Below are 21,857 nucleotides of genomic sequence, written 5' to 3' on the forward strand. Positions count from 1 at the left end.
GTCTGCGCGCCCGCCTTGCGCGAATTACTCGCGCTTGGTGGAAAACCAGATGACGTGCTTTGCGCCCTTGCCGTTGCTGCGGGCGTGCACTTTTACCTCGTCCACCGCCAGGCCCGCCTTTTCCAGCCTGCGGGCGAATACCGGATCGGCACCCGCGGACCAGATCGCCAGCACCCCGTCCGGGGTCAGCGCCCGCTTGGCGGCGCGCAGGCCCAGCTTGGAATAGATGACGTTGTTGTCCTCGCGCACCAACCCGTCCGGCCCGTTGTCCACGTCGAGCAGGATTGCGTCATAATCGCCGAGGCCTTCTTCGATGACATGCGCCACATCGCCCATCACCAGCGTGACGCGTGGATCTTCCAGGCAATCGGCGGTCAGGTGCGCCATCGGCCCGCGCGCCCACTGGATGATTTCGGGCACCAGTTCCACCACCGTCACGCGCGAATCGGCGGGCAGCACCCTGAGCGCGGCGCGCAAGGTGAAGCCCATGCCATAGCCACCGATCAGCATGTGCGGGCGCCTCGCAGTCTTGATGCGATCGTAGGCCATCGTCGCCAGCGCTTCTTCAGACCCCCACTTGCGGGTGCTCATCAGCTCGTTGTGGCCGATGACGATCATGAAGTCCTTGTCGTGGCGGTACAGCTCCAGCTTCTCGCCATCGGGGATCCAGGCGCTGTCCAGAAGTTCGCGCTGGATCATGGGCGCAGGTCCGGCGCGGCGGTCTCTGCTGTGAGCAGGGCGATGGCATCGTCCAGGCTCATCATCTTCTGGTGTTCCGCGCCCAGCGTGCGCAGCGCCACGGTGCCTTCCTCGGCCTCACGCTTGCCCACCACCAGCAGGTAGGGGACTTTCTGCAGGGAGTGTTCGCGCACCTTGTAGTTGATCTTCTCGTTGCGCATGTCGGTTTCCACCCGCACCCCGGCGCTCCGCAGCTTGGCGGCAACTTGCGCGCCATAAGCATCGGCGTCCGATACGATCGTGGCCACCACCGCCTGCACCGGCGCCAGCCACGCCGGCAGCCTGCCTGCGAAATGCTCGATCAGGATGCCGATGAAACGTTCGTACGAGCCGAAGATCGCGCGGTGCAGCATTACCGGGCGATGGCGCGCGCCATCTTCGCCCACGTAGCTGGCGTCCAGCCGCTCGGGCAGGACCCGGTCGGACTGGATCGTGCCCACCTGCCAGGTGCGCCCGATCGCATCGGTCAGGTGCCATTCCAGCTTGGGCGCATAGAAGGCGCCTTCGCCGGGGAGTTCTTCCCAGCCGTATTCCGGGGTGGCAAGGCCGGCCTCGACCACCGCGTTGCGCAGCTCGTTTTCGGCCATGTCCCACATGGCATCGGTGCCGAAGCGCTTTTCGGGGCGCAGCGCCAGCTTGATGGAATAGGTGAAGCCGAAGTCCTTGTAGATACGGTCCGCCAGTTCGCAGAACGCGCGCACTTCGGCCACGATCTGGTCTTCGCGGCAGAAGATGTGGGCATCGTCCTGCGTGAACTGGCGCACGCGCATCAGGCCGTGCAGCGCGCCGTGCGGCTCATTGCGATGGCAGCAGCCGTTTTCATACAGGCGCAGCGGCAGATCGCGGTAGGACTTGATGCCCTGGCGGAAGATCAGCACGTGTGCCGGGCAGTTCATCGGCTTGAGGGCCATCCACTGCGCGTCGTCCGACACGATCGGGCCTTCGTCCTCCACGTTGGGCACTTCGTCGGGGATGACGAACATGTTCTCGCGGTACTTGCCCCAGTGACCGGACTGTTCCCACTGGCGCGCGTCCATCACCTGCGGGGTCTTGACCTCGCGGTAGCCGGCATCGTCAATCGCGCGGCGCATATAGGCTTCCAGCTCGCGCCAGATCATGTAGCCCTTGGGATGCCAGAACACCGAGCCGTGCGCTTCGGCCTGAAGGTGGAACAGGTCCATCTCCGCGCCCAGGCGGCGGTGATCGCGCTTGGCGGCTTCCTCAAGCCGGGTGAGGTGGGCGCTGAGCTGCTTCTTGTTGAGCCAGCCGGTGCCGTAAATGCGGCTGAGCATCGCGTTGTTCTGGTCGCCGCGCCAATACGCGCCGGACACCCGCGTCAGCTTGAAGGCGGCCGGGTCCAGCTTGCCGGTGGAGGGCATGTGCGGGCCCCGGCACATGTCCAGCCAGTCGTCGCCCGACCAGTATACCGTCAGCGGCTCGTCGCCGGGCAGTTGCGCGGCCCATTCGGCCTTGAACGTCTCACCCTGCTGCTTCCAGCGGCTGACCAGCTGTTCGCGGTCCCACACTTCGCGGCGCAGCGGCTTGTCGGCGGCGATGATGCGGCGCATCTCCGCCTCGATCGCGGGCAGGTCCTCTTCGGTGAAGGGGCGGTCGCGCGGCGCGAAGTCATAGTAAAAGCCATCGTCGGTGGACGGGCCGAAGGTGATCTGCGTGCCTGGGAACAGCGCCTGCACCGCTTCGGCCAGGATATGCGCAAAGTCGTGCCGCGCCAGTTCCAGCGCGTCCGCCTCGTCGCGGCTGGTGACCAGCGCGAGCGCGGCATCGCCGGTGAACGGCATCGACAGGTCCACCAATTCACCGTCGATCCGCGCGGCCATCGCTGCCTTGGCAAGCCCGGGGCCGATCGCGGCGGCCACGTCTGCCGGGGTGGACCCTTGCGGCATCTCGCGCACCGAACCGTCGGGCAGGCTGATCTTGAACATTTCGGACATCGGCAGTCTTTCCATTACCTGCCGCGCGCCATGGCACAGGCGCGCGCGCGGGTGAAGCGTTGCGCGTCGGGATTGCGGCAGTTTCGGCAGGGAGGGACGCGGCCTCACCCGAAACCGGGCGACGGCGGCGTTGCGCTTCAGCGCGTGGCCAGCCGTGCCCGCAGGGGCCGGGTAGTGCGCTGGGTGTGGGTGAGGCGGGGGCTGGGCATGGGCAAGGCAGATAGCGACGCCGACGGGATTTGTCATCAAGCGTGCAGGTGAGTCAACGAAGCACGACAAAGAGTAAATGAAACTTGACTCATGTGGCGCCGGGATGTCAAACACCCTTTACTAATGACAAAGGGAGTTTGATTCGATGCTCTGCGACACTCTGCCCCGCAAAATCGCCCGCGACTGGGGAATCGCCGTCGGCCTGACGTTCGCGCTCGAAGTCGCCGGCGTCCTGCCGCACTGGACCACGATCGCGGCGATCTGCGCGCTGCCCGTTCTCGCGGCCGTGCGCACCTATGCCAGCCAGCACAGCATGGAGGGCTGAGGCGATGAGCACCATCACCGCCCCACGCCGCGCCGCGACATTGTGGGGCGCGGCATTCTTCGTGGGCATGTTTGGCACCGGCATCCTGGCACGACGGCTCGACCTTGGCGCGATCCCGTCCATGCTGGTGATGCTGCCACCCATGCTGCTGCTGATCCCGCTGGTCCGTTCGTCGGAGCGCGCGCAGGCGGAGTGCGGCGCGTTGTCCGCGGCGACGCGGCGCTACAACCGGCGCGCCATGCTATGGTCGTTCGGGTATATGGTCCTGCTCGCGGTTTCGGTGATCGCCAACCGCCAGCTGCACCCCGGCGGTCCGCTGCTGTGGCTGCTGGCGGTGCTGCCGGCCTTGCCGATCCTCTACCTCATCTGGGCGATGGCCCGCTATCTGGCCGAAGAGCAGGACGAATACTTGCGCATGCGCGTCGTCAACGCCGCGCTGGGGGCCACGGCGCTGCTGCTGGGGGTGGCGACGGTCTGGGGTTTTCTGGAAACCTTCCACGTGGTTGACCATGTGCCGGGCTGGATGGCGGTGCCGGTGTGGGCGGTGGGGCTTGGCATCGGCAGCGCGATCGGCCGGTGGAGGGACAGCCGGTGAAGAACCGCCTCAAGGTGCTGCGCGCCGAGCGCGGGTGGAGCCAGCAGGATCTGGCAGAGCGGCTGGAAGTTTCCCGCCAGAGCGTCAATGCGATCGAGACCGGGCGCTACGATCCCTCGTTGCCATTGGCCTTCCGCATCGCCGATCTGTTCGGTATGGCGATCGAAGACATATTCCAAAGGGGGGAATGATGGCGGCAAATTTGCACCCGCGCAGAAAAGCGGCGCTGATCGGCGCCGGGGTTGCCATCGCAGTGGGCGTGGTTGTCGCGATGGATGTTTTCCAGTCCGGGACGAGCCCCCGCGTATCAGCCCCGCAGCAGTTGTTTGGAACGATCCGGCCCGATGGAAAGCTGGTGCTGCGGGTGATGGCGCCCAAGCTCTATTGAGGGGAGTATAACTGCCGCACAATCCCTCAGCTTTGGTCTCGATGTCTGCTTTCGCCCCAACAGCGGACCTTGCCTCTCAGTCGCGCTGATTAGTAAATCCCTTTGCTGACCGTGAAGTCGGCCTCTCGAAGTTTGGCGAGCAAGCTATTGGGACCAACTAGGTGGTAGAGTCCGACAACGACCATCGTTGGCTTCGGCTCGTCCAGCATCGCCTCGAACCGCCGCACCCACGCTAGATTACGATCTGCGGTGAGTTTCATATACAACTCTGGATAGCTGCGACGCTCGTACTCGACGAACGCCTCGACCGGCGCAATCCGGCCGGCCAGCCAACTGCGAGACAATCGCTCGCAGCCATCTCGCCCGAGCAGGACGCCATCGACAGCGAAACACAGGAATTGGGTTTCTTGGATCGGTGACATGCCGCCAAACCATGAAAAGACGTCGTCTTTGGTCGCGAACTCGCTGGCGAGGGGAATGCCTGCGTTCTTCGCTTGAGCGCTTAGAACGGTATTTGCAGATGCGCCCGTCAGACCGAATGCGTTGTAGCCAGCATCTTCGAGCGTCGCGCCTACTAGCCAGGGTCGAATGCCAACGAACTCTGCAAGGTTCACCTTTGCGCTGACGGCCGCTCGCTCCAGCCGAGATTCCTGGCTTGGTGACAGCAAGCCTAGAGGTGAAGGCGACGCGGACATACCGAATCTCTTCACCAGCGCGGCAGTTGACTCGCGGTAAGTTTGGTTCGTCTCGGTCCAGAGCTTGCCGCACCGAAGCAGCAGCGCTTCGACTGCTGGCACATGCCAAGCTTGGGGGCGCGGCAGAGTTTCTCCCAAGAGATAGACGCTTCTTCCTCGCTTGCGGACCGTCCAGATCGGTACCGAGGCGTCGGGAGTTGCCCAGGCTACTGTTGGGAGAGCGGCAGCGCCTACGGCAAGGAAGCTATGACGAATGAAGCAGCGCCGACTGGAGGTCGGAGCATGTAAAATCATGGAACGTCTCATGGTGTGTTGGTACACAAACACACATGGTACGACAACTGACGCGAGGGCGGCTATATCCTTGCCGCCAGCGGCGGACATTCGCCGGTGAAGCCTGACCCAAACGTCTGCTAACCACCAAAACCAGCCCCTACACCAGCTCCTTCAGCGGCACCCCCGCGTCCGCCAGCGCATCCACGTCAGGCGTGGCGCCGGCTTCCACCAGCTTGCGGCCCTGTACGTAGTCTTTCACCGCGTTCACGCAGTCCAGCGCCACCACGCGGCCTTGCTTCAGGTACACCACCGAGAAGCTGCGCGTATCCGGATCACCGCGCACCACGGCCTGATCATAGCCCATGTTGATGCCGGCGGTCTGCAGCTTGAGGTCGTACTGGTTGGACCAGAACCATGGGAACGCCTTGTAGGGCTTGGCATCGCCGCAAATCGCCTTGGCGACGCAAGTGCCCATGTCGTTGGCGTTCTGCACCGATTCGACGCGCATTACATTGCCGCCCGCGAAATCGCAGGCGAACGCCGCGCAATCGCCGATGGCGTAGACATCGGGCAGCGTGGTGCGGCAGTATTCGTCCACGTCCACGCCGTTCGCGCCCGATGCGCCTGCCGCGATGAGCGGGCCTACCGCGGGCACAATGCCGATCCCCACGATCACCGCCTGCGCCGGCACGATCTCACCGTCCGCCAGCTTCACGCCGGTGACGCGGTGGCCGTTGCCTTCCAGGCAATCGACGGCAACGCCGGTACGCAGATCCACGCCGTGATCGCGATGTTCCTTCTGGTAGAAAGCGGACAATTCCTCTCCGGCGACCCGCGCCAGCACGCGCGGAAGCGCTTCCAGAAGGGTAACCTGCAGGCCCATCTTCGACAGCACCGCCGCCGCTTCCAGCCCGATATAGCCGCCGCCGATGACAACGACCTTTTTGGTCCCCGCGTCGATCTCCGCCATCAGCGTATCGCAGTCCTCGCGGGTGCGCACCGCGTGGACGCCGGCCAGTTCCGATCCCGCACATGACAGCCGGCGCGGATCGCCGCCCGTGGCCCACACCAGCTTATCATACCCGAAGCTCTCACCGCCCGACAGCGTGAGCACCTTGGCCTGCGGATCGACGCCCACCACTTCGGTGCTGAGCTTGAAGGTGACTTCCTTGTCCGCCCAGAAGGTGGGCGGGCGGATATACAGGCGGTCGAACGTCTTTTCCCGCGCGAAGTATTCCTTGGACAAGGGTGGGCGTTCGTACGGATGCTCCGCCTCGCGTCCGACAACGGTTATGGTTCCGGTGAACCCGTTCTGGCGCAAGGCGAGGGCGCATTGGGCCCCGCCGTGTCCCGCTCCCACGATGACGACGTCTGCTTTTTCCATGGCCCGGTCAGTTCTCGCAATTTTCGGGTGCGGTCAATGGGCGGGACATGAATTTAGTTGCTTGCACGCGTCCATCGTCAATTCCAGGGACCGGATCTGGGCTGCGGGATCATAGGTTGCGATGCTGACGATCAGCTCGTCCGCCTGAACGCGTGCGGCGAACGCTTCCAGCTGTTCGCGCACCATATCGGGTGTCCCCACCGCGCTGACGGAGCGTACTTGCTCCAGCATTGCGCGCGCCGGGGCGGGCAAGCCGGCGCGGTAATCGCGGACTGGCGGCTTCAGCCGACCGGGCGTGCCACTGCGCAAAGCGACGAAGCTCTGGTCCGTGGACGAGGAAAGGTAATGCGCCTCCTCTTCGGTATCCGCCGCCACGACATTGATCGCGGCCATGAAATGCGGGCGATCGAGCCGCTCGGAAGGCTGGAACCGGTCGCGGTAGACGCGCGCCGCCTCATCCAGCGCGCCGGGCGCGAAGTGGGAGGCGAAAGCATAGGGCAGGCCCAGCATCGCTGCCAGTTGCGCACCGAACAGGCTGGAGCCCAGGATCCACATCTCCACATCGGCGCCCGCCGCCTGGGGGGAGGGCACGCCGCCTGCCGCCTGGCCAGCAAAGCGCGCCTGCAGCTCCACCACATCGTTGGGAAACCGCTCCGCCGCCGCATGGATGTCCTTGCGCAGGGCCTGCGCCAGCCGGCCATCGGCACCCGGAGCGCGGCCAAGGCCAAGGTCCACCCGGCCCGGAAACAGCGCGGCTAGCGTGCCGAATTGCTCGGCGATGACGTACGGCGTGTGGTTGGGCAGCATGATCCCGCCCGACCCGATGCGGATCGTCGACGTGGCGTTGCCCAGATGGGCCAGCACCACGGAGGTTGCACCGCCCGCGATCCCGTCCATCCCGTGATGCTCGGCCACCCAGTAGCGGGCGTAGCCCGCACGTTCGGCGGCCTGCGCCGTCTTCACGGTGATGTCGAGCGCCTGCGCCACGGTGCCGCCTTCGCGGACGGTGACAAGGTCGAGAACGGAAAGCGGGATCATGATCGTTTCCTATTTGGCTGCTGCGCCCGGCGTCTTTTCCGGGCCAAGCTGCGAGAGATATTGTTTGGCGGTGGCGGCCGCATCGCTGCCGGGGCCGGCGGCAAGCACCGAGTTCCAACTGCGCCGCGCCGCCGCCTCGTTATGCGACAGCATGGCGATCACGCCGGCTTCCAGTCCGATCTCCGGGTCTTGCGGCGCAAGGGTGGCGGCTTTTTCGATCTGCGCCTGCGCCTGCGCCAGATTGTTCTGGCGGCGAGACAACGTGGCGGACAGCAGCCATGCTTGCGCATTATCCGGCTGCGCGGCGCGCGCTTCGGCAAGCGCGGCGGCGGCCTCGTCCGGCTGCTTGACCGCGACCAGCGCGCGCGCCCGGTCCAGCGCGATCGAGGCGGTGAGGTCCGCATCGGCGACGATCTTGGCATCGGTGGCGGCAGGGGCCAGCAGCGACAGCGCCTGCCCCGGCTGCCCCGCCGCCAGCGCAGCATTGCCCGCCATCGCGCCCAAGCGCGCCCGGCTGGCATGATCTTCGGGCGCGGCCGCATCGCGGGCATTGGCAAAGGCGGTGCGCGCCTCGTCCCACTGGCCCAGATCGCTCAGCGCCACGCCAAGGCACAGGCCGGCGCGCACCTTTTCGCGGCCCACGGCATCGCCAAGCGCGCTGCGGGCCAGTTCGGCGGACTTTTCTGGGTCTGCTTCCACCGCGCTCATGCAGCCGGTGTTGCTGCGCGCCGTGGGCATCGCCACGCTCTGCGTCTCACGCGCGCGCTTGGCGGCCTCGGCGTCCTTCTTCTCGATGATTTCGAGCGGCAGTTGCGAGGCATAGGGGCTGGCATTGCTCGGCAGCGAGGACGCGGGGCCGACCTGGGCGAACAGCGGCAGGAGGAAAAACAGCGAGGACATGGCAGATCAGGACTCCGGTGAGGCCGCCGGCGCGCGCGGCAGCACCAGTTCGGCCACCGTGCGCAGCAGCAGGCGAATATCGGCATCGCGCGACAGGCGGTGATCGCCGTCCTTGATCAGCGTGACCTGCACATCGGCTGAACGCAGCCGCTCCGCCAGCTGGAGGGATACGTCATACGGCACGTCCGCATCGCGCTGGCCGTGGAGCAGGCGCACAGGGCAGTCTATCGCGATATCGGTGTCCAGCATCAGGTTGGCCTGCCCATCCGCCCAAAAGCCGGGATGGGTGGGCGTGGGTTCGGGGCCATAGGGGTTGTCCTCGAAGATGGTCTCGCCATCGGCCAGCAACGCCTTGTCCATTTGCGCGACGCCCCAGTCGGTAAAGTCCGGCGCGGCGGCAATGCCCACCAGCCCGGCCAGCCGATCGCCCAGCGCCTGCCCCACCAGCAGCATCAGCCACCCGCCCATCGACGAGCCGACCAGCACGACCTTCTCGTCGGTCTCCAGCGCGGCAACCAGCGCCAGCACTTCGTCCTTCCAGCGCGACAGCGTGCCTTCGCCAAAAAAGCCCGGACTTTCCCCGCAGCCCGAATAATCGAACAGCAGGCACGGCAGGCCGCTGTCGCGCGCCATCTCGAACAGCGCGGCGGCCTTGGAACCGGCCATGTCGGACATGTAGCCGGGCAGGAACACGATCACCGGGCCGGGGCCGGGGGTAAAGCGGTAGGCGATGGAACGCCCATCGGACAGATCGAGAAAGCGCGTGTCGGTCATCACCATCTTAGTGGGAACGGCGCGGCGCAAGGGCAAGGCCATACCGGACGACGATAGGGCTGGACGGGCAGGCCGTAATCCGATCTTAAAGCCTCCCCGCCATTATCCAGGCCGTCCATGAGCGCCAAGGTCATCCACTTTCCCGCCCGTCCCTCCAGGCTTGCCCTGAAGCTGGAGTGGTTCGCCACCGATCGTTCGGTGTTGCTGGGGATATGGGCACTGTATTTCGCCCTGCGCGCCGTGGTGCTGCTGATCGATGTTGCGCCCATATCTGACGCGGAATGGTATTTCGCCCGCGCCGCCAGCCTGGCTGCGGGTAACGGCTACCTCGATAATTCCGGTGCGCCCACCGCTTTCTGGCCGCCGGGCTGGCCGATCGCGCTGAGCCTGGTGTTCTCACAGTTCGGGGTATCGACGGTTTCGCTCGGCCTGTTCAACCTTGTGAGCGCGATGCTGATCGGGGTGATGACGCTGGCGCTGGGGCGGCGCCTGTTCGGATCGGAAGGCGCCGCGCGCGCCGGGCTGCTGGCGTTGGCGGTCTATCCCAACGCCATCGGCTATGTGCCGCTGGCGCTGACGGAGGTGTTCTACACCGCGCTGCTGATGGCCGGGTGCTGGGCGGTGGTGACCCGCACCAACCGCTGGCAGCTGGTCGGCGCAGGGCTGCTGTTCGGGCTGGCCACGCTGGTAAAGGCGCAGACGCTGGTGGTGGTGCCGCTGCTGTTCGCGATCGACTGCATGCGCGCCGGCAATCTGTGGCAGCGCCTGCCGCGCCTGCTGGTGGACGGGCTGATCGTGGTGGCGGTGGCGGGCCTGGCGGTCGTGCCCTGGTCGATCCGCAACCATGCGCAGCTGGGCCACTGGGTGGCCGTGTCCACCAACGGCGGCTACACGCTGCTGACGGGCAACCACGATACCGCGACCGGCGATTACACGCCCGATGCGCCGGTGGTCAAAGCGCTGATGGCCAAGCCCAGGCTCGACGAAGTGACCCGCGATGCGCAGGCCCGGCAACTGGGCATGGCGTGGATCACCCAGCATCCTGACAGGTTCGCCCGGCTGATCCCGAAGAAGCTTGCCCGGCTATGGCTGCCGGACGGGGAGGCGGAATGGGCCTATCAGGGCGGCGCGCCCGGATACGCGCGGTTCGCACTGGTCTATCGCGGTGCGCGCGCGCTCAATCAGGGGTATTACGCGCTGCTGATGCTGGCATTCGGCGCGGCGTTCTTCGTGATGATCGCCCGGCGCCGGCGCGACGGTCAGCGCTGGATCGGCTGGTGGCTGCTGCCTTACGGCATCGCGCTGTATCCCACGCTGATCTGCGTGGTGTTTTCCGGCCAGTCGCGCTTTCATTACCCGGTGATGCCGTGGGTGTGCATGACGGCAGGGTGGCTGATAGTGACGTCCCTGGGGCGGATCAGCGAAAGGCGGGCGAAGCCGACGCTGCACTGAGCGGTGGGGGCGGCGTGGGGCATGGGTAAGCGCGGGTGGATGCGACTTATCCTGGCCCGCGAAAGGCGTGATTGTGGTGGAGAGCGGACGTAGGGTGTCTGACATCCTCCTTTATTCTGACATGAGCTACGAGGGCATGAACAACCATTGCAGGGCTAATGTAAGCACGATTGGGAAGGTCGTCTCATGAAAAGTTCCCGACACCACCTCGTCGCGCAGATCGAGCGCATGATAATGCCTGCTCCGCAAAGCGGCGGCAAACCTTGCGCTATCGGTGACCATATCGTGTTCACAGTCACAGCCCCCAGGCTGCGGATGTTCGCGTGACCCGACCGCAATATATATGCGCGCCTTCAAGTCCGAGTTGGTTTTGGCGAATTCGGCCTCTTGATGCAAAAGGCGATGTTTATCAAACCAGAGACTGGGGCTTGAGGCAATATAGTTCTGAAAAAGCTCTGGTCGTTTTAGTGCAACCCATAATGTGAACAAACCCCCATACGATTGCCCTACGAGTGTGCGGTTAGATTTATCAACGCGATAATTCCCTTCTACAAGCGGAATTACTTTTGCTTGAATAAATTCGAGATAAGTACTGGCCCCTCCACTGAAACCAGCAACGTCGGTGTCCTGCCAAGGTGTGAGGTCGCGCCTGCGTGATGCGGCGGGGTCTTCTCCTTTGGCACCAGACAGCCCTACCAATATGAATTCGTCGAACCGCTTTTGACTGAAGGGTAGCCGAGATACCCCAGACGCAACCTGAAACGTGTATGCTCCGTCGGTAAGATATACCACGGGGTAAGTACGCGAGGCGTTCTCGGGTTTGCCATATCCTGGGGGGGTTTTGACATAGACTTCATACTGTCGGCCGGATTGCGAACTCGCTTGCAGGACGGCACTGTCCTCGACTGCGAACGGCTCTGGCTTCCGAGAGCCTGATGCTGCGAATGATGGTTTCTTTTCCGTCGTAGCGGCATCCTGCGCGCTGACGCCACATGCAGCCAAGAGCAAGGTAAAAAGAGCTGTAGAAGGCTTAGGTTGCAATGGGTCTGATCCTCACGAGGAATGCTGACCCCCTATGTCTACCTTTTTAACCAGTGCCAATGACCGCTTTGGGGCGTGTCCGGATAGGCTGCTTTTCTTCGAAAGCTGCGGAAAGCTGCCGGTCCGCTCTCCTGCAGGCACACGAAACAGCTCAGTTGCCGGTAATCGACGTCAGGTTCGGATGGGCGCCGCAATGAACCTCAGGATTGGATCACATCATCTGCTTCGCGGTAATTACGGCGAGGACGAGGGCAAGGGTTATGAGCCAGCCTTCGCGGGTTCTAGGGGTGATGCCGAATCCCAAGCGCTTGGGGCCGAACCAAAGCCGTGGATCATTCATACGACAAGCCTCAACCGCGAAGGGGAACGTAGGCATAATATCCACTAAGAAGCCCACCATGCAAGATGTGAATGTCCGCTTTGGGGCGATAGCAGACATCCAATCGGTCACTCTGAACGGCCGCCGCCCAGCTTCTCCCATGCCCACCGCGCCGCGTCGGCAACGACCGGGTCCGCATCGTCCCGCAGCGGGGCGACTTGCGCTGATAGCCCCGCCTCACCGCTGTTTCCCGCCGCGTACAGGCAGTTGCGCACGAAGCGGTTGCGGCCGATGCGTTTGATTGGGCTGCCGGAAAACAGGGCGCGAAAGCTGGTGTCGTCCAGCGTCAGCAGGTCGGCCAGGTCCGGTGCGGTGAGTTCGGCGCGCGGGAGGAATGCCTTCATCGTGTGGGCGACTTTTGCGAACTTGTTCCACGGGCACACCGCCAGGCAATCGTCGCAGCCGTAGATGCGGTTGCCGAGGCCGGGACGCAGGTCTTCGGGCACCGGGCCCTTGTGCTCGATCGTCAGGTAGCTGACGCAGCGGCGCGCATCGAGGCGGTAGGGGGCGGGGAACGCGTCGGTCGGGCACGCATCCTGGCAGGCGCGGCACGATCCGCAGCGGTCGCGTGCCGGGGCGGACGGGGCAAGGTCCAGCGTGGTGTAGATCTCGCCCAGGAACAGCCACGATCCATGCTCGCGGCTGACCACGTTGGTATGCTTGCCCTGCCAGCCAAGGCCCGCGGCGGCGGCCAGCGGCTTTTCCAGCACCGGCGCGGTATCGGTGAACACTTTGACGCCCACCGCGTCCGCCAGCCCGCGCCGCTCGCCTTCGGTTACGATCCAGCGGGCCAGATGCTTGAGCGCCTTTTTCAGCCCGTCGTGATAATCGGCCCCTTGCGCATAGACGGAAATGCGCCCGACCTGCGCTTCGTCCGCCAGCCGGAGCGGATCGAGCGCGGGGGCATAGCTCATGCCCAGCGCGATGACGCTGCGCGCGTCGGGCCACAAGTCCTGCGGGCTGCGGCGCTGGTGCGCGCGCTGCTCCATCCACCCCATCGTGCCGTGCATGCCGGCGGCCAGCCATGCGTCCAGCCGCGCGCCCAGCGCCGCGTCCGGCACCGCGCTCGCCACGCCGAACGCACAAAATCCCAGCGTGCGCGCTTGGGCCTCCACATCCTGTGCGAACGCGCTTAGGGCGACCTTAACCGGGTCTGCGCGATCAGGGTCGGACAAGCTGGCGCCAGGGGGCCTCATGGATACGCACGTAGGAGATCCGCAGGAAACCGGCAACGCCGCAGAAGGGCAGGTGCCGCTGGCGATCGAGGCCCGCGCGCTGGTCAAGCGCTTCGACGGGTTCAAGGCGGTGGACGGGGTGGACCTGTCCGTGCCGCAAGGCTCGGTCTACGGTATCCTTGGCCCCAACGGCGCGGGCAAGACCACGACCTTGCGCATGCTGCTGGGCATCATCGACCCCGATTCGGGCTATCGCCGCATTCTGGGCGCGGACCGGCCCCACGATTTGGCCCATGCCATCGGCTACCTGCCCGAGGAGCGCGGCCTCTACCCGTCGATGAAGGCGACCGAAGCGATCGCATTCCTGGGCGCGCTGCGCGGCTTGCCGCTGAAGGAAGGCCGCCGCCGTGCGCACGATCTGCTGGAGCGGCACGGCCTGGGCTATGCCGCAGAGCGCCAGATCCGCCAGCTGTCCAAAGGCATGGCGCAGCAGGTCCAGATCCTGGGCACCCTGGTCCATCAGCCCCGGCTGGTGGTGTTCGACGAGCCGTTCTCCGGGCTCGACGCGCTTAACCAGGGCAAGCTGGAAGTGATGATGCGCGATCTGGCGCAGCAGGGAACCACGGTGATATTTTCCACCCACGTCATCGCGCACGCCGAACGCCTGTGTGATGAAGTGGCGATCATCGCGGGCGGGAAAGTTCCGTTCGCCGGGCCCGTCGACGTCGCGCGGGACAGTATCCCGGCGCAAGTGCGGCTGGAAACGCGGGCCGGAGATGGTCCCTGGCGCGCAGCCTTGCCGGCAGACGCCCAGCGCGAGGGGCAGTTCTGGCGCTTCCCCTTGCCGGACACCGGGATAGAGCCGCTGCTGCGCGCGTTGATCGCGGGGGAGGCCGGCATCCTGTCGCTCTCGATCGAGCGGGCGGGGCTGCACGATGCCTTCGTGGCGATCGCAGGGGCTGCTGCCGCGCGCGCGCTGGAACAGGCCAAGCCCGAGGAGGCGGCACGATGAACGCGCAATCGCACAGCGGACGCCTGTCCATCCTGGCCGCCGCCTTGGTGGTCGCGCGCAGGGATTTCACCGCGATCCTGTTTTCGCGCACATTCTTCTTCTTTCTGCTTGGCCCGCTGTTCCCGCTGATCGTAGGCGGACTGGCCGGCAGCGTTGGCCGGCAGGTCGATTCCAGCGCGGGCGCCAATGCCGATCCGGTGGTGGCCGTCGCGATGGCGCCGGCGGATGCGCAGGCGATGACCCGTGCCCGCGATGCGCTGAGCGCGCGGCTGGGCGAGGGCTTGCCGGCCTTTCGCATCGTTGCGCCCGCCAGGCCGTCTGCAGTCATGGAACGTCACAAGGTTTCTGCCGTCCTGACCGGCACGCCCGCAGCGCCGGTGCTGTCCGGCCCGCGTGAACGGGTGGAGGGATGGAGCGGCGCGGTGGCGATGATCGCCGCGCAGGCGCAGGCCGGGCCGCTGCGTCCCTGGCCGGCGGTGCGGATAGACGCCACCGCCGCCCGGCCCAAGGCGGACCGGCAGGCGGGCCTGCGCACCGCACAGGGCGCACAGACGCTGCTGTTCCTGCTCACCATGATGCTGGCGGGCATGGTCCTGTCCAATCTGGTGGAGGAAAAGGCCAACAAGATCATCGAAGTGCTGGCCGCCGCGATCCCGATGGAGGCGGTGTTCTTCGGCAAGCTGTTCGCGATGCTGGGTGTTTCGCTGGTGGGCATCGCGGCGTGGGGCGCGGCAGGCGGCGCGCTGGTGCTGGCGGCGGGACCGAACGTGCTGCAATTGCCCGAACCGGCGGTGGGCTGGCCGATGCTGATCGGGCTGGGCGTGGTCTATTTCGCGATGGCGTACCTGTTGCTGGGCTCGGTATTCCTGTCGATCGGGTCGCTGGCCGCCACCGTACGCGAAGTGCAGACGATTTCCATGCCGGTAACGATGCTTCAAGTGCTGCTGTTCTTCCTGGCCAGCTTCGCGATGACCCGGCCGGGCAGCGCGGTCGAGATCGGCGCGATCCTGTTTCCGTTCAGCTCGCCCTACACGATGCTGGCGCGCGCGGCGCAGGAACCCGCCCTGTGGCCCCACGCCGCCGCGCTGCTATGGCAGGCAGGGTGGGTAGCGCTGCTGGTGCGGCTGGGATCGGGTCTGTTCCGGCGGCGGGTGATGCAGTCCGGCCCCAAGGTGCGCGTCAAGGCCAGGCGCCGGTTGCTTGGGCGCGCTAGGCCGGCGCCTGCGGGGGATTGAAACCCGCGCCGGGCAACGCCATTTTCAACGCAGGGGCCCTGCAGGAGCGACGCTTTATGAACCCACAAACGAACCGTCGCACCGCATTGGGCTGGCTGTGTGCAGGCGCTGCCCTGCCGGTGCTGGCTGCGTGCGGAGAGGCCGCGCAGGCCAAGGCGTATCCCGTCCACTTCACCGATGCCGAATGGCGCCGCAAGCTGACCGCAGACCAGTATCGCATCCTGCGCCAGGCGGGGACCGAGCGGCCCTATTCCTCGCCACTCAACAGCGAGCACCGCGCCGGCACATTCCTGTGCGCGGCGGACGGCAACCCGCTGTTTTCCTCCAAGACCAAGTTTGACAGCGGCACCGGCTGGCCCAGCTTCTGGAAGCCGCTGCCCGGTGCGATCGACACCGCGACCGATTCGACGCTGGGCATGTCTCGCACCGAAGTGCGCTGCGCGCGCTGCGGCGGACACCTGGGCCACGTGTTCGATGACGGCCCCCCACCCACCGGAAAACGCTTCTGCATGAATGGCGCGGCCATGAAGTTCAAGCCGGCCTGATCCCTAGGCGCGGGCCTAACCATTTGCTTTGCATCCGCCCCGGTTTTCCAGCAGATCGCCATAAACGGCATTCGGCATGGTGAGGGTGATGGATCGGCGGACGGAGGGCGTAGTCTCAAAGCTCCCGGCGGTGACGCTGGGGTTCTGGATCATCAAGATCCTGGCCACCACGCTGGGAGAGACCGGCGGCGATGCGGTGTCGATGTCGTGGCTGGGCGAAACCACGCCCGCTGCCGGCCATGCGGGCATCAACGGTTACGTCGTTGCAACCGCAATCTTCGGGGTTCTGCTGATCGCGCTAGTGGCGCTGCAGATCCGGGCGCGCCGGTTCAATCCGTGGCTGTACTGGGCCACGATCATCGCCTCGACCACGGCAGGCACCACGCTTGCCGATTTCACCACCCGGTCGCTGGGTATCGGCTATCCGGGCGGCACGCTGTTGCTGTTGTGCGGGGTGCTGGCCTCGCTGTTCGCGTGGCATCGCAGCTTGGGCAACGTTGCGGTCGATCGCGTCACCGGGCCGCGCGCAGAGACGTTCTACTGGATCACGATCACGTTTTCCCAAACGCTGGGCACGGCGCTGGGGGACTGGGCGGCAGACGGCAGCTTGGGCTATTCCGGCGCCGCGCTGACCTTCGGCGCCGCGCTGGCCGTGGTCGCCGCGCTGTATTTCAGGACCCATGTCTCGCGCGTCGCGCTGTTCTGGACGGCGTTCATCCTGACCCGCCCGCTGGGCGCCACGGTGGGCGATTTTCTGGACAAGCCGGTCGCGCATGGCGGCCTCGCCTTCAGCCGATCGCTGGCGACCGGCGTGCTGGCGGCGGCGATCGTGCTGCTCATCGTCCTTTTACCCCAGCGCGCCGGACGACATCCCTCGCATTGAGGCATATTGAAGCCTCACCCGCCCCGTGCGGTCTGGATGCGATGGGTGCGCTGGGCCAGTTCTTCCAGGCCCATCAACTGGTGGAACACCAGGCCGTAGGTAGGCTGCGCGCGCCAGCACACCGTGGCCTCAAAGTCCGGCAGGTGTGTGGCGGTGAGGCGCAGGCGTTGTCCGATCGCGAGGTGATGGTCCGTCTCGATCTTCGCGCCCTGGCGTGACACGTCGCACAGCCGCGCCTCGACGATGACGCCGGCCACGGTGAGCGTGGCCGGGTGATCCACCGCAAGGCGGATCTGGCGCTTGGGATAAGGCCCGGATTCGGCCACGAAGCGCAAGACTTCGATCGGCTGGTCGAAGCGAAAGCCGGCCTCGCCTTCGTTCTCCCACACCATTTCCATGGGGATCGGCTCGCCGGACGGGCCTTCCAGCGCCAGCCGGCGCTCTCCGGCCAGGGTATGGAACAGCCGCAGCCGCACGCCCGTTTCCGAAACGTCGCGCACGATGCACAGGTATTCCCCGCGCGGACCGATCAGCTTGGCCGCACGCAGCAGCAGCGCGAATCGCGGCGTCGCGCGCAGGTCGCTCGGCTTGCCGACGTCGTCGACAGACAGGCGGTTCACGAAAGTCATGTCGAACAAGCCCCCCGTGCCCACAATCCCAGCTGGCGGCGATGCCTTGGAAGTGTGCACCTAGTAACACATACGCCGTGTCAGTTACGCATTTGTAAATATTGTTGCCGCCGACAGTCTTTTGCCCCGCTGTCGGCCACGATTACTGATACGACCCACGAGCGGGTATTGCCAGCCTGGTGCGGGCGGCGGGACTCGAACCCGCACTGGAATCCCAAACGGATTTTAAGTCCGCAGCGTCTACCATTCCGCCACGCCCGCACACCTAGAGAAACCGTGGTTTTTGCCGTCTAGCTGTCCGCGTTCCGCAGTGCAATCCGATTGCGTTCCGCAGTTTACGGTCAGCCGAGCAGCTCGACGCGGCGCATTGCGGCCTCGGCGTCGCGCCGCTGGCGGGCATATTTGATCGCCATTTGATATGTGCGATGGCCGATAATGCTGCTGATTTCGATCACTGAGCAGCCGGCTTCCTCGAGCATTGCGGCGGCGGCGTAGCGCAGGCCGTGGAGCGAGCGGTTCGGCATGCCGTCGATCTTGCGCACGGCGTGGTAGATTTCATAGCTCAGGGCATCGGCCGTCATGGGCTTTCCCTTGCGGTCGCGAATCACCGTGCCACCGAACTTGGTGCGGACCTTCTTAAGGTGCTTCGCCAATTCGGGGTGGGCAGGGATGGTCAAAGGTTCTTTGGTTTTATTCTGGCGCACGCGCAGGGTGCTCCCCTGGACCGCCGTCCATTCCATCGTGACGAGGTCCTCGCGGCGCTGACCTGTATAGAGGGCGAGCAGCACCACCGTTTGGAGCCATGGCTGGCAATGGCCAAGGAACAGTCGGATTTCCTCAATCGACCACACCTCGATCGGCGTGGTCTTGCCCTTGATGCGACGGATGCCGGAAGCCGGATTGATGAAGGTTGCTGGTAAAAGGCTTTCCTCCTCCGCCCAGCTGTACAGCCGACTGACCATCTGCTTCACCTTATGCGCCGTGCGTGGCGACAATTTACGCGCGACATCGTCGCGGACCACCTTCACGCTGGCCCGATCGATGCAGTCGAACCGCTCCGGTCCAAGGATCGGGACAAGGCGGTCCTCGATTGTGCTGCGATAATCCGACTGTGTCTTCGGCGCGAGCGACGCGAATTCGGCGCTGGCAAGGAAGCGGCGGCATAGATAGGCGAAGCTGTAGCGGTCTGCCTCGCGATCTGCGGTCGACTGCGCGCGCACTTCGGCCTGCTTCATCAGCTCGCCATAGCGTGTGTGGAATGCAGGCTCTGTTGGCTGGCCGGGCAGCGGAGTATCAATACCGTTTCGCCGAAAGCGCCAGTAGTCGCGGTATTTGCCCGAAGCGAGCTTCTTGCTGCTGCAGTAGACGTAAGGGAGGTCAGTTCGGACCATTTGCAAGGCGTCTCCGCACGCGATCGGCAATCGAATCGGCTTCTGCTTGGCGTTGTAGATGATCGAGCGGTTGAGGGTCAGTGCCCACGGTGCCTAGAGCATCGGCCCAACGGTCGAGGTCTTGGCGGTCCCATACCGCGCAGCGGCCGATGTGCTTCGATGCAGGACCATGCTCGCGCAACATGGACGCGCTGATGCCGAGGTAGGCGGCGGCCATCCCCTCCCGCATCAAGCGCGGCCAATCGGGCAATGTGCCGCGATCGACTGAAAGGCGAGCAGACGCGGTCATGCTGCCCGCGCTTGTTCCCAGGCTGCAGTGATTCGCTCGACTGCCGTCGCGAAGTGCTTGGGGTTCTTCTCGATGCCGGTGAACACTTTGCCTTGGCTGATCGCGGCAATGGCGGTGCTGCCGGTGCCCATGAATGGGTCGATGATGGTGCTACCCGAGAGGTTGCGCACTATCTTGTCCATGACGTCGAGCGGCTTCACGGTCGGGTGGCCGTAGGCCTTCGCAGCCATCGTGCCCGACATCACCCAACGATGCATGTCATGGTGGTCCCCAACCGGGTGAAAGCCGGTATTCCAGGCGTGCACATAAGGCTCGACATCCGCGAGGTAGTGCTTGTTGCGCATGGGGCTAGGGTTCTTCTTGATCCACCCCAGGACGCAAAACCGCTGGTAGCGCCGGCTGACATATTCGAGCAGCTCGGGGAGCTGGTCGTTGTGGCAGAAGATCACGACTGCGCCCGCGCGCAGCGGGTTGACGATCGACACGTCGAACCCTTGATCCAGTTCCTCGGCGACGATCATGTCCGCGCCGGCGCGGCTCTTTCGGAAAGCGCCGCCGCCCCGATTATCGAACCGATAGGGGGGATCCATGAATTCGGCATCGAAGAAGCCCAGCTTTGGGCGCAAGTGGTAGGCGTCTGCCTGGTACAGCGTGTGCGGGCCGATCTTGACCACCCCGTAATCGCCCTCAGGTGCCCCGGCGTCATAGCCGATCATCACCGGCTGTGCTTCGCCGACGCAGTCGCACAGGTCCATGCGGAAGCCCGCGAAATCTTTATAGCGGGTGCCAGCGCACATAGCGCAAATCGGTTTCATCTGGCGCGCTCTAGTATGTGGAGGCCTCGCCGCGAGCTCCGCCCGCAAAATCGCCAGCCAGCCATCTTGAAGCAGAACCCGGGGTTCGCGCTAACATGGCGCGGGTCGACATAGGTGTAGTGCCGCTCTCCAGGCCAACGTCGATCGGCGATCTCATCAGCAGCCTGGATCAAATCGCTAGATAGGCCGGCTCCAAGATTGGCGAACACAGCGCAGTTGACGCCGTCCTGCCCTCCGTCATCGATGAACTTTCGCCACGCGAAGAGGGCGCGTCGGCATGGTGTGGAGAGCAACAGTTTCTGACCGGGGCCGAGAATCAAAAGCGTGCCTCTGTCCCTACGTCTCGCGCGGCTGCGCTCACTAGCGTAATGCTGATCGTAGATTAGGGCGGCTGTTCGATCGCCATCAAGGATCGGAACCCAGACGGCAAGCGGCAGGAGTGCAGTCATTGGCGCACCTGCGAGCTGAAACGAATTCGGTGGCGAGCGAGCATCTGCAGCGCACCATCGTTGTCGAGGATCTCCACAGCGGACATTCGAGCGGCAGGCGCGGGGGCGTATCCCTGCAAAATGAGCGCACGACCAAATTCGATGCGGTCATCTGAAGTGACCGGCACCGTGCGGGCCGCGCGCGCGAGTTCGATCAAGCTCCCGGCAGTCAGGTGTTCAATCGTCATGATCGCGGCACTCCAAGAAAAGGAAGGAAGTGGTTGCAGCCGATGTCGCCGCGCGCGGCGCAGTGGCGGCAGGGGGCTGCGCTGCTGGCGCGACGGGTCGGCGGGGCGGGTTCGGGCGGGCGCGGCTTTGCGCGGAAGGCGTTGGCCAGGCGGGCACCATCGAACGGACGCGACGTCAGTGCAGGCTCGCCCCTGGCGCGGCGGGCTTTCACGGTTTCGAGGCTCGCCAGAAAATCCGCCACGGCTTCGTCGGCCGGGGTGATTGGTTCGATCACAGGGCACCTCCGAGCAGATCGTCGGGGGTGGGCCAATTCCAGAAGCCCTGTTTGCCCTTCATCGCGATCGGCACGTCCCACCGCTCGACATCGAGCATCGGCCAGCCCCAATTTGCGTGCTGGTCACGATCACCGTCATTGGCGCGGGGGACGCCGAATTCCTCGGCGATCTCAAGGCCGTTACGCGGTTCGCCGATGACCGCGGTGCCGATGCCGGCAGCGATCGGCAGCGGGCTTTCGCTGCCGGGCGACCATGCCCTCGCAAGGATCGGAAGCGCCATTTCGGCGATGAGGCACGTCGCCGCCGCATCGAGACTGTTGACCTCGCTCTGTCCACGGTCTCGCAGGGTGACGAACAGGTCCGCCGCTTCCCGCTCGTCGATCTTGCGCGATGCGGCGTGGATGACGATGCGCTGGCCGATCAACGCGCGCGGCGTGCGCCAGCCCCGGAATTCGTAGGGCTTGGCGCCCGCGACGATCAGCGAGGCCCACGGTTGCCAGATGGTGAGCGCTTTCATGCGTTGCCGCCTTCAGCGTAACGGCCCTCTGCGCGTGCAATGAATTCCTTCATCATCGCAATCATGTCGGCGCGCGTGCCGTTGGAAATGTAGTTGACGCGGCCATTGTCGATCTGGCCGAACTCGGCGACCAACATGACGAAGGCGAGGGTTTTGGGCTTTGCCTTGCCGTTGAGTGTTTCGTCGATGGCGGCGGCAAGCATGTTCATGTTGGCCCGGTGGCGTGGATCAATCGGTGCATGTGACATTTTGCGGGGTACTCCTGCA

The 21,857-nt window shown here is 65.0% G+C and carries 26 protein-coding genes and 1 tRNA gene; 9 read left to right on the forward strand and 18 right to left on the reverse strand.

Features of this window, described 5'->3' with window-relative positions; all coding sequences use genetic code 11:
* Positions 1 to 24 precede the first annotated feature (24 nt).
* Together ASE49_RS00865 and thrS are read right to left on the reverse strand one after the other, a co-directional pair.
* Positions 25 to 699, reverse strand: a complete 675-nt coding sequence (locus tag ASE49_RS00865) for a spermidine synthase (protein ID WP_056767594.1) — start codon at positions 697 to 699, stop codon at positions 25 to 27.
* Positions 696 to 2,690, reverse strand: a complete 1,995-nt coding sequence (gene thrS, locus ASE49_RS00870; RefSeq protein ID WP_056768620.1) for a threonine--tRNA ligase — start codon at positions 2,688 to 2,690, stop codon at positions 696 to 698. Before thrS ends, ASE49_RS00865 begins: the two co-directional genes overlap by 4 nt.
* Before the next feature lie 355 nt (positions 2,691 to 3,045).
* Between thrS and ASE49_RS00875 the strand changes: the two genes are divergently transcribed.
* The 4 genes from ASE49_RS00875 to ASE49_RS00890 are packed head-to-tail and all read left to right on the forward strand — an operon-like array spanning position 3,046 to position 4,208.
* Positions 3,046 to 3,225 (forward strand): hypothetical protein, encoded by a 180-nt coding sequence (locus ASE49_RS00875; protein ID WP_056767598.1) that lies wholly within the window; start codon positions 3,046 to 3,048, stop codon positions 3,223 to 3,225.
* Positions 3,226 to 3,229: 4 nt separating this feature from the next.
* Positions 3,230 to 3,820, forward strand: coding sequence for a hypothetical protein (locus tag ASE49_RS00880; RefSeq protein WP_056767601.1), 591 nt, complete (start codon positions 3,230 to 3,232; stop codon positions 3,818 to 3,820).
* A complete protein-coding gene (locus ASE49_RS00885) occupies positions 3,817 to 4,011 on the forward strand; it encodes a helix-turn-helix transcriptional regulator (protein WP_007684939.1) in 195 nt (64 codons plus the stop codon). The genes ASE49_RS00880 and ASE49_RS00885 overlap by 4 nt, the downstream gene beginning before the upstream one ends.
* On the forward strand, positions 4,011 to 4,208 hold the full coding sequence (locus ASE49_RS00890; RefSeq protein WP_156370003.1) for a hypothetical protein: 198 nt from the start codon (positions 4,011 to 4,013) through the stop codon (positions 4,206 to 4,208). Before ASE49_RS00885 ends, ASE49_RS00890 begins: the two co-directional genes overlap by 1 nt.
* 89 nt (positions 4,209 to 4,297) lie before the next feature.
* Here ASE49_RS00890 and ASE49_RS00895 read toward each other — a convergent pair whose 3' ends face one another.
* From ASE49_RS00895 to ASE49_RS00915, 5 genes are read right to left on the reverse strand one after another with little or no spacing between them, the layout of a single operon-like run.
* Positions 4,298 to 5,287 carry a TraB/GumN family protein gene (locus ASE49_RS00895; protein WP_082456227.1) on the reverse strand — a complete coding sequence of 330 codons (990 nt, stop codon included), beginning with the start codon at positions 5,285 to 5,287 and terminating at the stop codon, positions 4,298 to 4,300.
* Positions 5,288 to 5,336: 49 nt separating this feature from the next.
* A complete protein-coding gene (locus ASE49_RS00900) occupies positions 5,337 to 6,563 on the reverse strand; it encodes an NAD(P)/FAD-dependent oxidoreductase (RefSeq protein WP_056767614.1) in 1,227 nt (408 codons plus the stop codon).
* A gap of 33 nt (positions 6,564 to 6,596) precedes the next feature.
* Positions 6,597 to 7,601, reverse strand: coding sequence for an LLM class flavin-dependent oxidoreductase (locus ASE49_RS00905; protein WP_056767617.1), 1,005 nt, complete (start codon positions 7,599 to 7,601; stop codon positions 6,597 to 6,599).
* Positions 7,602 to 7,610: 9 nt separating this feature from the next.
* On the reverse strand, positions 7,611 to 8,501 hold the full coding sequence (locus ASE49_RS00910) for a tetratricopeptide repeat protein (protein ID WP_056767621.1): 891 nt from the start codon (positions 8,499 to 8,501) through the stop codon (positions 7,611 to 7,613).
* A 6-nt stretch (positions 8,502 to 8,507) separates the two neighbouring features.
* A complete protein-coding gene (locus ASE49_RS00915) occupies positions 8,508 to 9,275 on the reverse strand; it encodes an alpha/beta hydrolase (protein ID WP_056768621.1) in 768 nt (255 codons plus the stop codon).
* A gap of 117 nt (positions 9,276 to 9,392) precedes the next feature.
* Here ASE49_RS00915 and ASE49_RS00920 point away from each other — a divergent pair, with 117 nt between their 5' ends.
* Entirely contained in the window at positions 9,393 to 10,727 is a 1,335-nt protein-coding gene (locus tag ASE49_RS00920) for a glycosyltransferase family 39 protein (protein ID WP_056767625.1), read from the forward strand.
* Between the two features lie 126 nt (positions 10,728 to 10,853).
* On the opposite strand, the gene ASE49_RS17550 is transcribed toward ASE49_RS00920, so the two are convergent.
* Together ASE49_RS17550 and queG are read right to left on the reverse strand one after the other, a co-directional pair.
* Positions 10,854 to 11,768 (reverse strand): alpha/beta hydrolase, encoded by a 915-nt coding sequence (locus ASE49_RS17550; RefSeq protein ID WP_082456228.1) that lies wholly within the window; start codon positions 11,766 to 11,768, stop codon positions 10,854 to 10,856.
* A 447-nt stretch (positions 11,769 to 12,215) separates the two neighbouring features.
* The gene (gene queG, locus ASE49_RS00935) at positions 12,216 to 13,322 is read right to left on the reverse strand and encodes a tRNA epoxyqueuosine(34) reductase QueG (RefSeq protein WP_235522774.1); all 1,107 of its coding nucleotides are present in this window, start codon (positions 13,320 to 13,322) and stop codon (positions 12,216 to 12,218) included.
* 19 nt (positions 13,323 to 13,341) lie between these two features.
* On the opposite strand from queG, the gene ASE49_RS00940 reads away from it, so the two are divergent.
* From ASE49_RS00940 to ASE49_RS00955, 4 genes are all read left to right on the forward strand, one after another.
* Positions 13,342 to 14,334 (forward strand): ABC transporter ATP-binding protein, encoded by a 993-nt coding sequence (locus ASE49_RS00940; RefSeq protein WP_056767637.1) that lies wholly within the window; start codon positions 13,342 to 13,344, stop codon positions 14,332 to 14,334.
* Positions 14,331 to 15,569, forward strand: coding sequence for an ABC transporter permease (locus ASE49_RS00945; RefSeq protein ID WP_056767640.1), 1,239 nt, complete (start codon positions 14,331 to 14,333; stop codon positions 15,567 to 15,569). The genes ASE49_RS00940 and ASE49_RS00945 overlap by 4 nt, the downstream gene beginning before the upstream one ends.
* Positions 15,570 to 15,625: 56 nt before the next feature.
* Entirely contained in the window at positions 15,626 to 16,114 is a 489-nt protein-coding gene (msrB, locus tag ASE49_RS00950; protein ID WP_056768622.1) for a peptide-methionine (R)-S-oxide reductase MsrB, read from the forward strand.
* An 88-nt stretch (positions 16,115 to 16,202) separates the two neighbouring features.
* Entirely contained in the window at positions 16,203 to 16,997 is a 795-nt protein-coding gene (locus ASE49_RS00955) for a COG4705 family protein (protein ID WP_056767643.1), read from the forward strand.
* Positions 16,998 to 17,011: 14 nt separating this feature from the next.
* Here ASE49_RS00955 and ASE49_RS00960 read toward each other — a convergent pair whose 3' ends face one another.
* From ASE49_RS00960 to ASE49_RS01005, 9 genes are all read right to left on the reverse strand, one after another.
* Positions 17,012 to 17,626, reverse strand: a complete 615-nt coding sequence (locus tag ASE49_RS00960) for a PilZ domain-containing protein (protein WP_056767645.1) — start codon at positions 17,624 to 17,626, stop codon at positions 17,012 to 17,014.
* A 177-nt stretch (positions 17,627 to 17,803) separates the two neighbouring features.
* Positions 17,804 to 17,887, reverse strand: a tRNA-Leu gene (locus tag ASE49_RS00965).
* Positions 17,888 to 17,967: 80 nt separating this feature from the next.
* The gene (locus ASE49_RS00970) at positions 17,968 to 19,017 is read right to left on the reverse strand and encodes a tyrosine-type recombinase/integrase (protein ID WP_082456229.1); all 1,050 of its coding nucleotides are present in this window, start codon (positions 19,015 to 19,017) and stop codon (positions 17,968 to 17,970) included.
* Positions 19,004 to 19,306, reverse strand: a complete 303-nt coding sequence (locus ASE49_RS00975; protein ID WP_156370005.1) for a helix-turn-helix transcriptional regulator — start codon at positions 19,304 to 19,306, stop codon at positions 19,004 to 19,006. Before ASE49_RS00975 ends, ASE49_RS00970 begins: the two co-directional genes overlap by 14 nt.
* The gene (locus tag ASE49_RS00980; protein WP_235522775.1) at positions 19,303 to 20,061 is read right to left on the reverse strand and encodes a DNA methyltransferase; all 759 of its coding nucleotides are present in this window, start codon (positions 20,059 to 20,061) and stop codon (positions 19,303 to 19,305) included. The genes ASE49_RS00975 and ASE49_RS00980 overlap by 4 nt, the downstream gene beginning before the upstream one ends.
* 505 nt (positions 20,062 to 20,566) lie before the next feature.
* On the reverse strand, positions 20,567 to 20,797 hold the full coding sequence (locus ASE49_RS00990) for a hypothetical protein (RefSeq protein WP_056767658.1): 231 nt from the start codon (positions 20,795 to 20,797) through the stop codon (positions 20,567 to 20,569).
* Positions 20,794 to 21,072: a hypothetical protein gene (locus tag ASE49_RS00995; RefSeq protein ID WP_056767661.1), complete on the reverse strand. Its 279-nt coding sequence runs from the start codon at positions 21,070 to 21,072 to the stop codon at positions 20,794 to 20,796. The genes ASE49_RS00990 and ASE49_RS00995 overlap by 4 nt, the downstream gene beginning before the upstream one ends.
* Positions 21,069 to 21,590 carry an ASCH domain-containing protein gene (locus tag ASE49_RS01000; protein ID WP_056767664.1) on the reverse strand — a complete coding sequence of 174 codons (522 nt, stop codon included), beginning with the start codon at positions 21,588 to 21,590 and terminating at the stop codon, positions 21,069 to 21,071. The genes ASE49_RS00995 and ASE49_RS01000 overlap by 4 nt, the downstream gene beginning before the upstream one ends.
* Positions 21,587 to 21,838 (reverse strand): hypothetical protein, encoded by a 252-nt coding sequence (locus ASE49_RS01005; RefSeq protein WP_162234207.1) that lies wholly within the window; start codon positions 21,836 to 21,838, stop codon positions 21,587 to 21,589. Before ASE49_RS01005 ends, ASE49_RS01000 begins: the two co-directional genes overlap by 4 nt.
* Positions 21,839 to 21,857 lie beyond the last annotated feature (19 nt).

Origin of the sequence: Novosphingobium sp. Leaf2 (assembly GCF_001421325.1) — a bacterium.
Classification (GTDB): Bacteria; Pseudomonadota; Alphaproteobacteria; order Sphingomonadales; family Sphingomonadaceae; genus Novosphingobium.

What these genes read in the sequence shown, in the direction of transcription:
- ASE49_RS00865 (WP_056767594.1), bottom strand. Translation starts at nt 699, where the DNA reads ATGATCCAGCGCGAACTTCTGGACAGCGCCTGGATCCCCGATGGCGAG.
- thrS (WP_056768620.1), bottom strand. Translation starts at nt 2,690, where the DNA reads ATGTCCGAAATGTTCAAGATCAGCCTGCCCGACGGTTCGGTGCGCGAG.
- ASE49_RS00875 (WP_056767598.1), top strand. Translation starts at nt 3,046, where the DNA reads ATGCTCTGCGACACTCTGCCCCGCAAAATCGCCCGCGACTGGGGAATC.
- ASE49_RS00880 (WP_056767601.1), top strand. Translation starts at nt 3,230, where the DNA reads ATGAGCACCATCACCGCCCCACGCCGCGCCGCGACATTGTGGGGCGCG.
- ASE49_RS00890 (WP_156370003.1), top strand. Translation starts at nt 4,011, where the DNA reads ATGGCGGCAAATTTGCACCCGCGCAGAAAAGCGGCGCTGATCGGCGCC.
- ASE49_RS00895 (WP_082456227.1), bottom strand. Translation starts at nt 5,287, where the DNA reads ATGTCCGCCGCTGGCGGCAAGGATATAGCCGCCCTCGCGTCAGTTGTC.
- ASE49_RS00900 (WP_056767614.1), bottom strand. Translation starts at nt 6,563, where the DNA reads ATGGAAAAAGCAGACGTCGTCATCGTGGGAGCGGGACACGGCGGGGCC.
- ASE49_RS00905 (WP_056767617.1), bottom strand. Translation starts at nt 7,601, where the DNA reads ATGATCCCGCTTTCCGTTCTCGACCTTGTCACCGTCCGCGAAGGCGGC.
- ASE49_RS00910 (WP_056767621.1), bottom strand. Translation starts at nt 8,501, where the DNA reads ATGTCCTCGCTGTTTTTCCTCCTGCCGCTGTTCGCCCAGGTCGGCCCC.
- ASE49_RS00915 (WP_056768621.1), bottom strand. Translation starts at nt 9,275, where the DNA reads ATGACCGACACGCGCTTTCTCGATCTGTCCGATGGGCGTTCCATCGCC.
- ASE49_RS00920 (WP_056767625.1), top strand. Translation starts at nt 9,393, where the DNA reads ATGAGCGCCAAGGTCATCCACTTTCCCGCCCGTCCCTCCAGGCTTGCC.
- ASE49_RS00940 (WP_056767637.1), top strand. Translation starts at nt 13,342, where the DNA reads ATGGATACGCACGTAGGAGATCCGCAGGAAACCGGCAACGCCGCAGAA.
- ASE49_RS00945 (WP_056767640.1), top strand. Translation starts at nt 14,331, where the DNA reads ATGAACGCGCAATCGCACAGCGGACGCCTGTCCATCCTGGCCGCCGCC.
- msrB (WP_056768622.1), top strand. Translation starts at nt 15,626, where the DNA reads ATGAACCCACAAACGAACCGTCGCACCGCATTGGGCTGGCTGTGTGCA.
- ASE49_RS00955 (WP_056767643.1), top strand. Translation starts at nt 16,203, where the DNA reads ATGGATCGGCGGACGGAGGGCGTAGTCTCAAAGCTCCCGGCGGTGACG.
- ASE49_RS00960 (WP_056767645.1), bottom strand. Translation starts at nt 17,626, where the DNA reads ATGACTTTCGTGAACCGCCTGTCTGTCGACGACGTCGGCAAGCCGAGC.
- ASE49_RS00970 (WP_082456229.1), bottom strand. Translation starts at nt 19,017, where the DNA reads ATGGTCCGAACTGACCTCCCTTACGTCTACTGCAGCAGCAAGAAGCTC.
- ASE49_RS00975 (WP_156370005.1), bottom strand. Translation starts at nt 19,306, where the DNA reads ATGACCGCGTCTGCTCGCCTTTCAGTCGATCGCGGCACATTGCCCGAT.
- ASE49_RS00980 (WP_235522775.1), bottom strand. Translation starts at nt 20,061, where the DNA reads ATGGACCTGTGCGACTGCGTCGGCGAAGCACAGCCGGTGATGATCGGC.
- ASE49_RS00990 (WP_056767658.1), bottom strand. Translation starts at nt 20,797, where the DNA reads ATGACGATTGAACACCTGACTGCCGGGAGCTTGATCGAACTCGCGCGC.
- ASE49_RS01000 (WP_056767664.1), bottom strand. Translation starts at nt 21,590, where the DNA reads ATGAAAGCGCTCACCATCTGGCAACCGTGGGCCTCGCTGATCGTCGCG.
- ASE49_RS01005 (WP_162234207.1), bottom strand. Translation starts at nt 21,838, where the DNA reads ATGTCACATGCACCGATTGATCCACGCCACCGGGCCAACATGAACATG.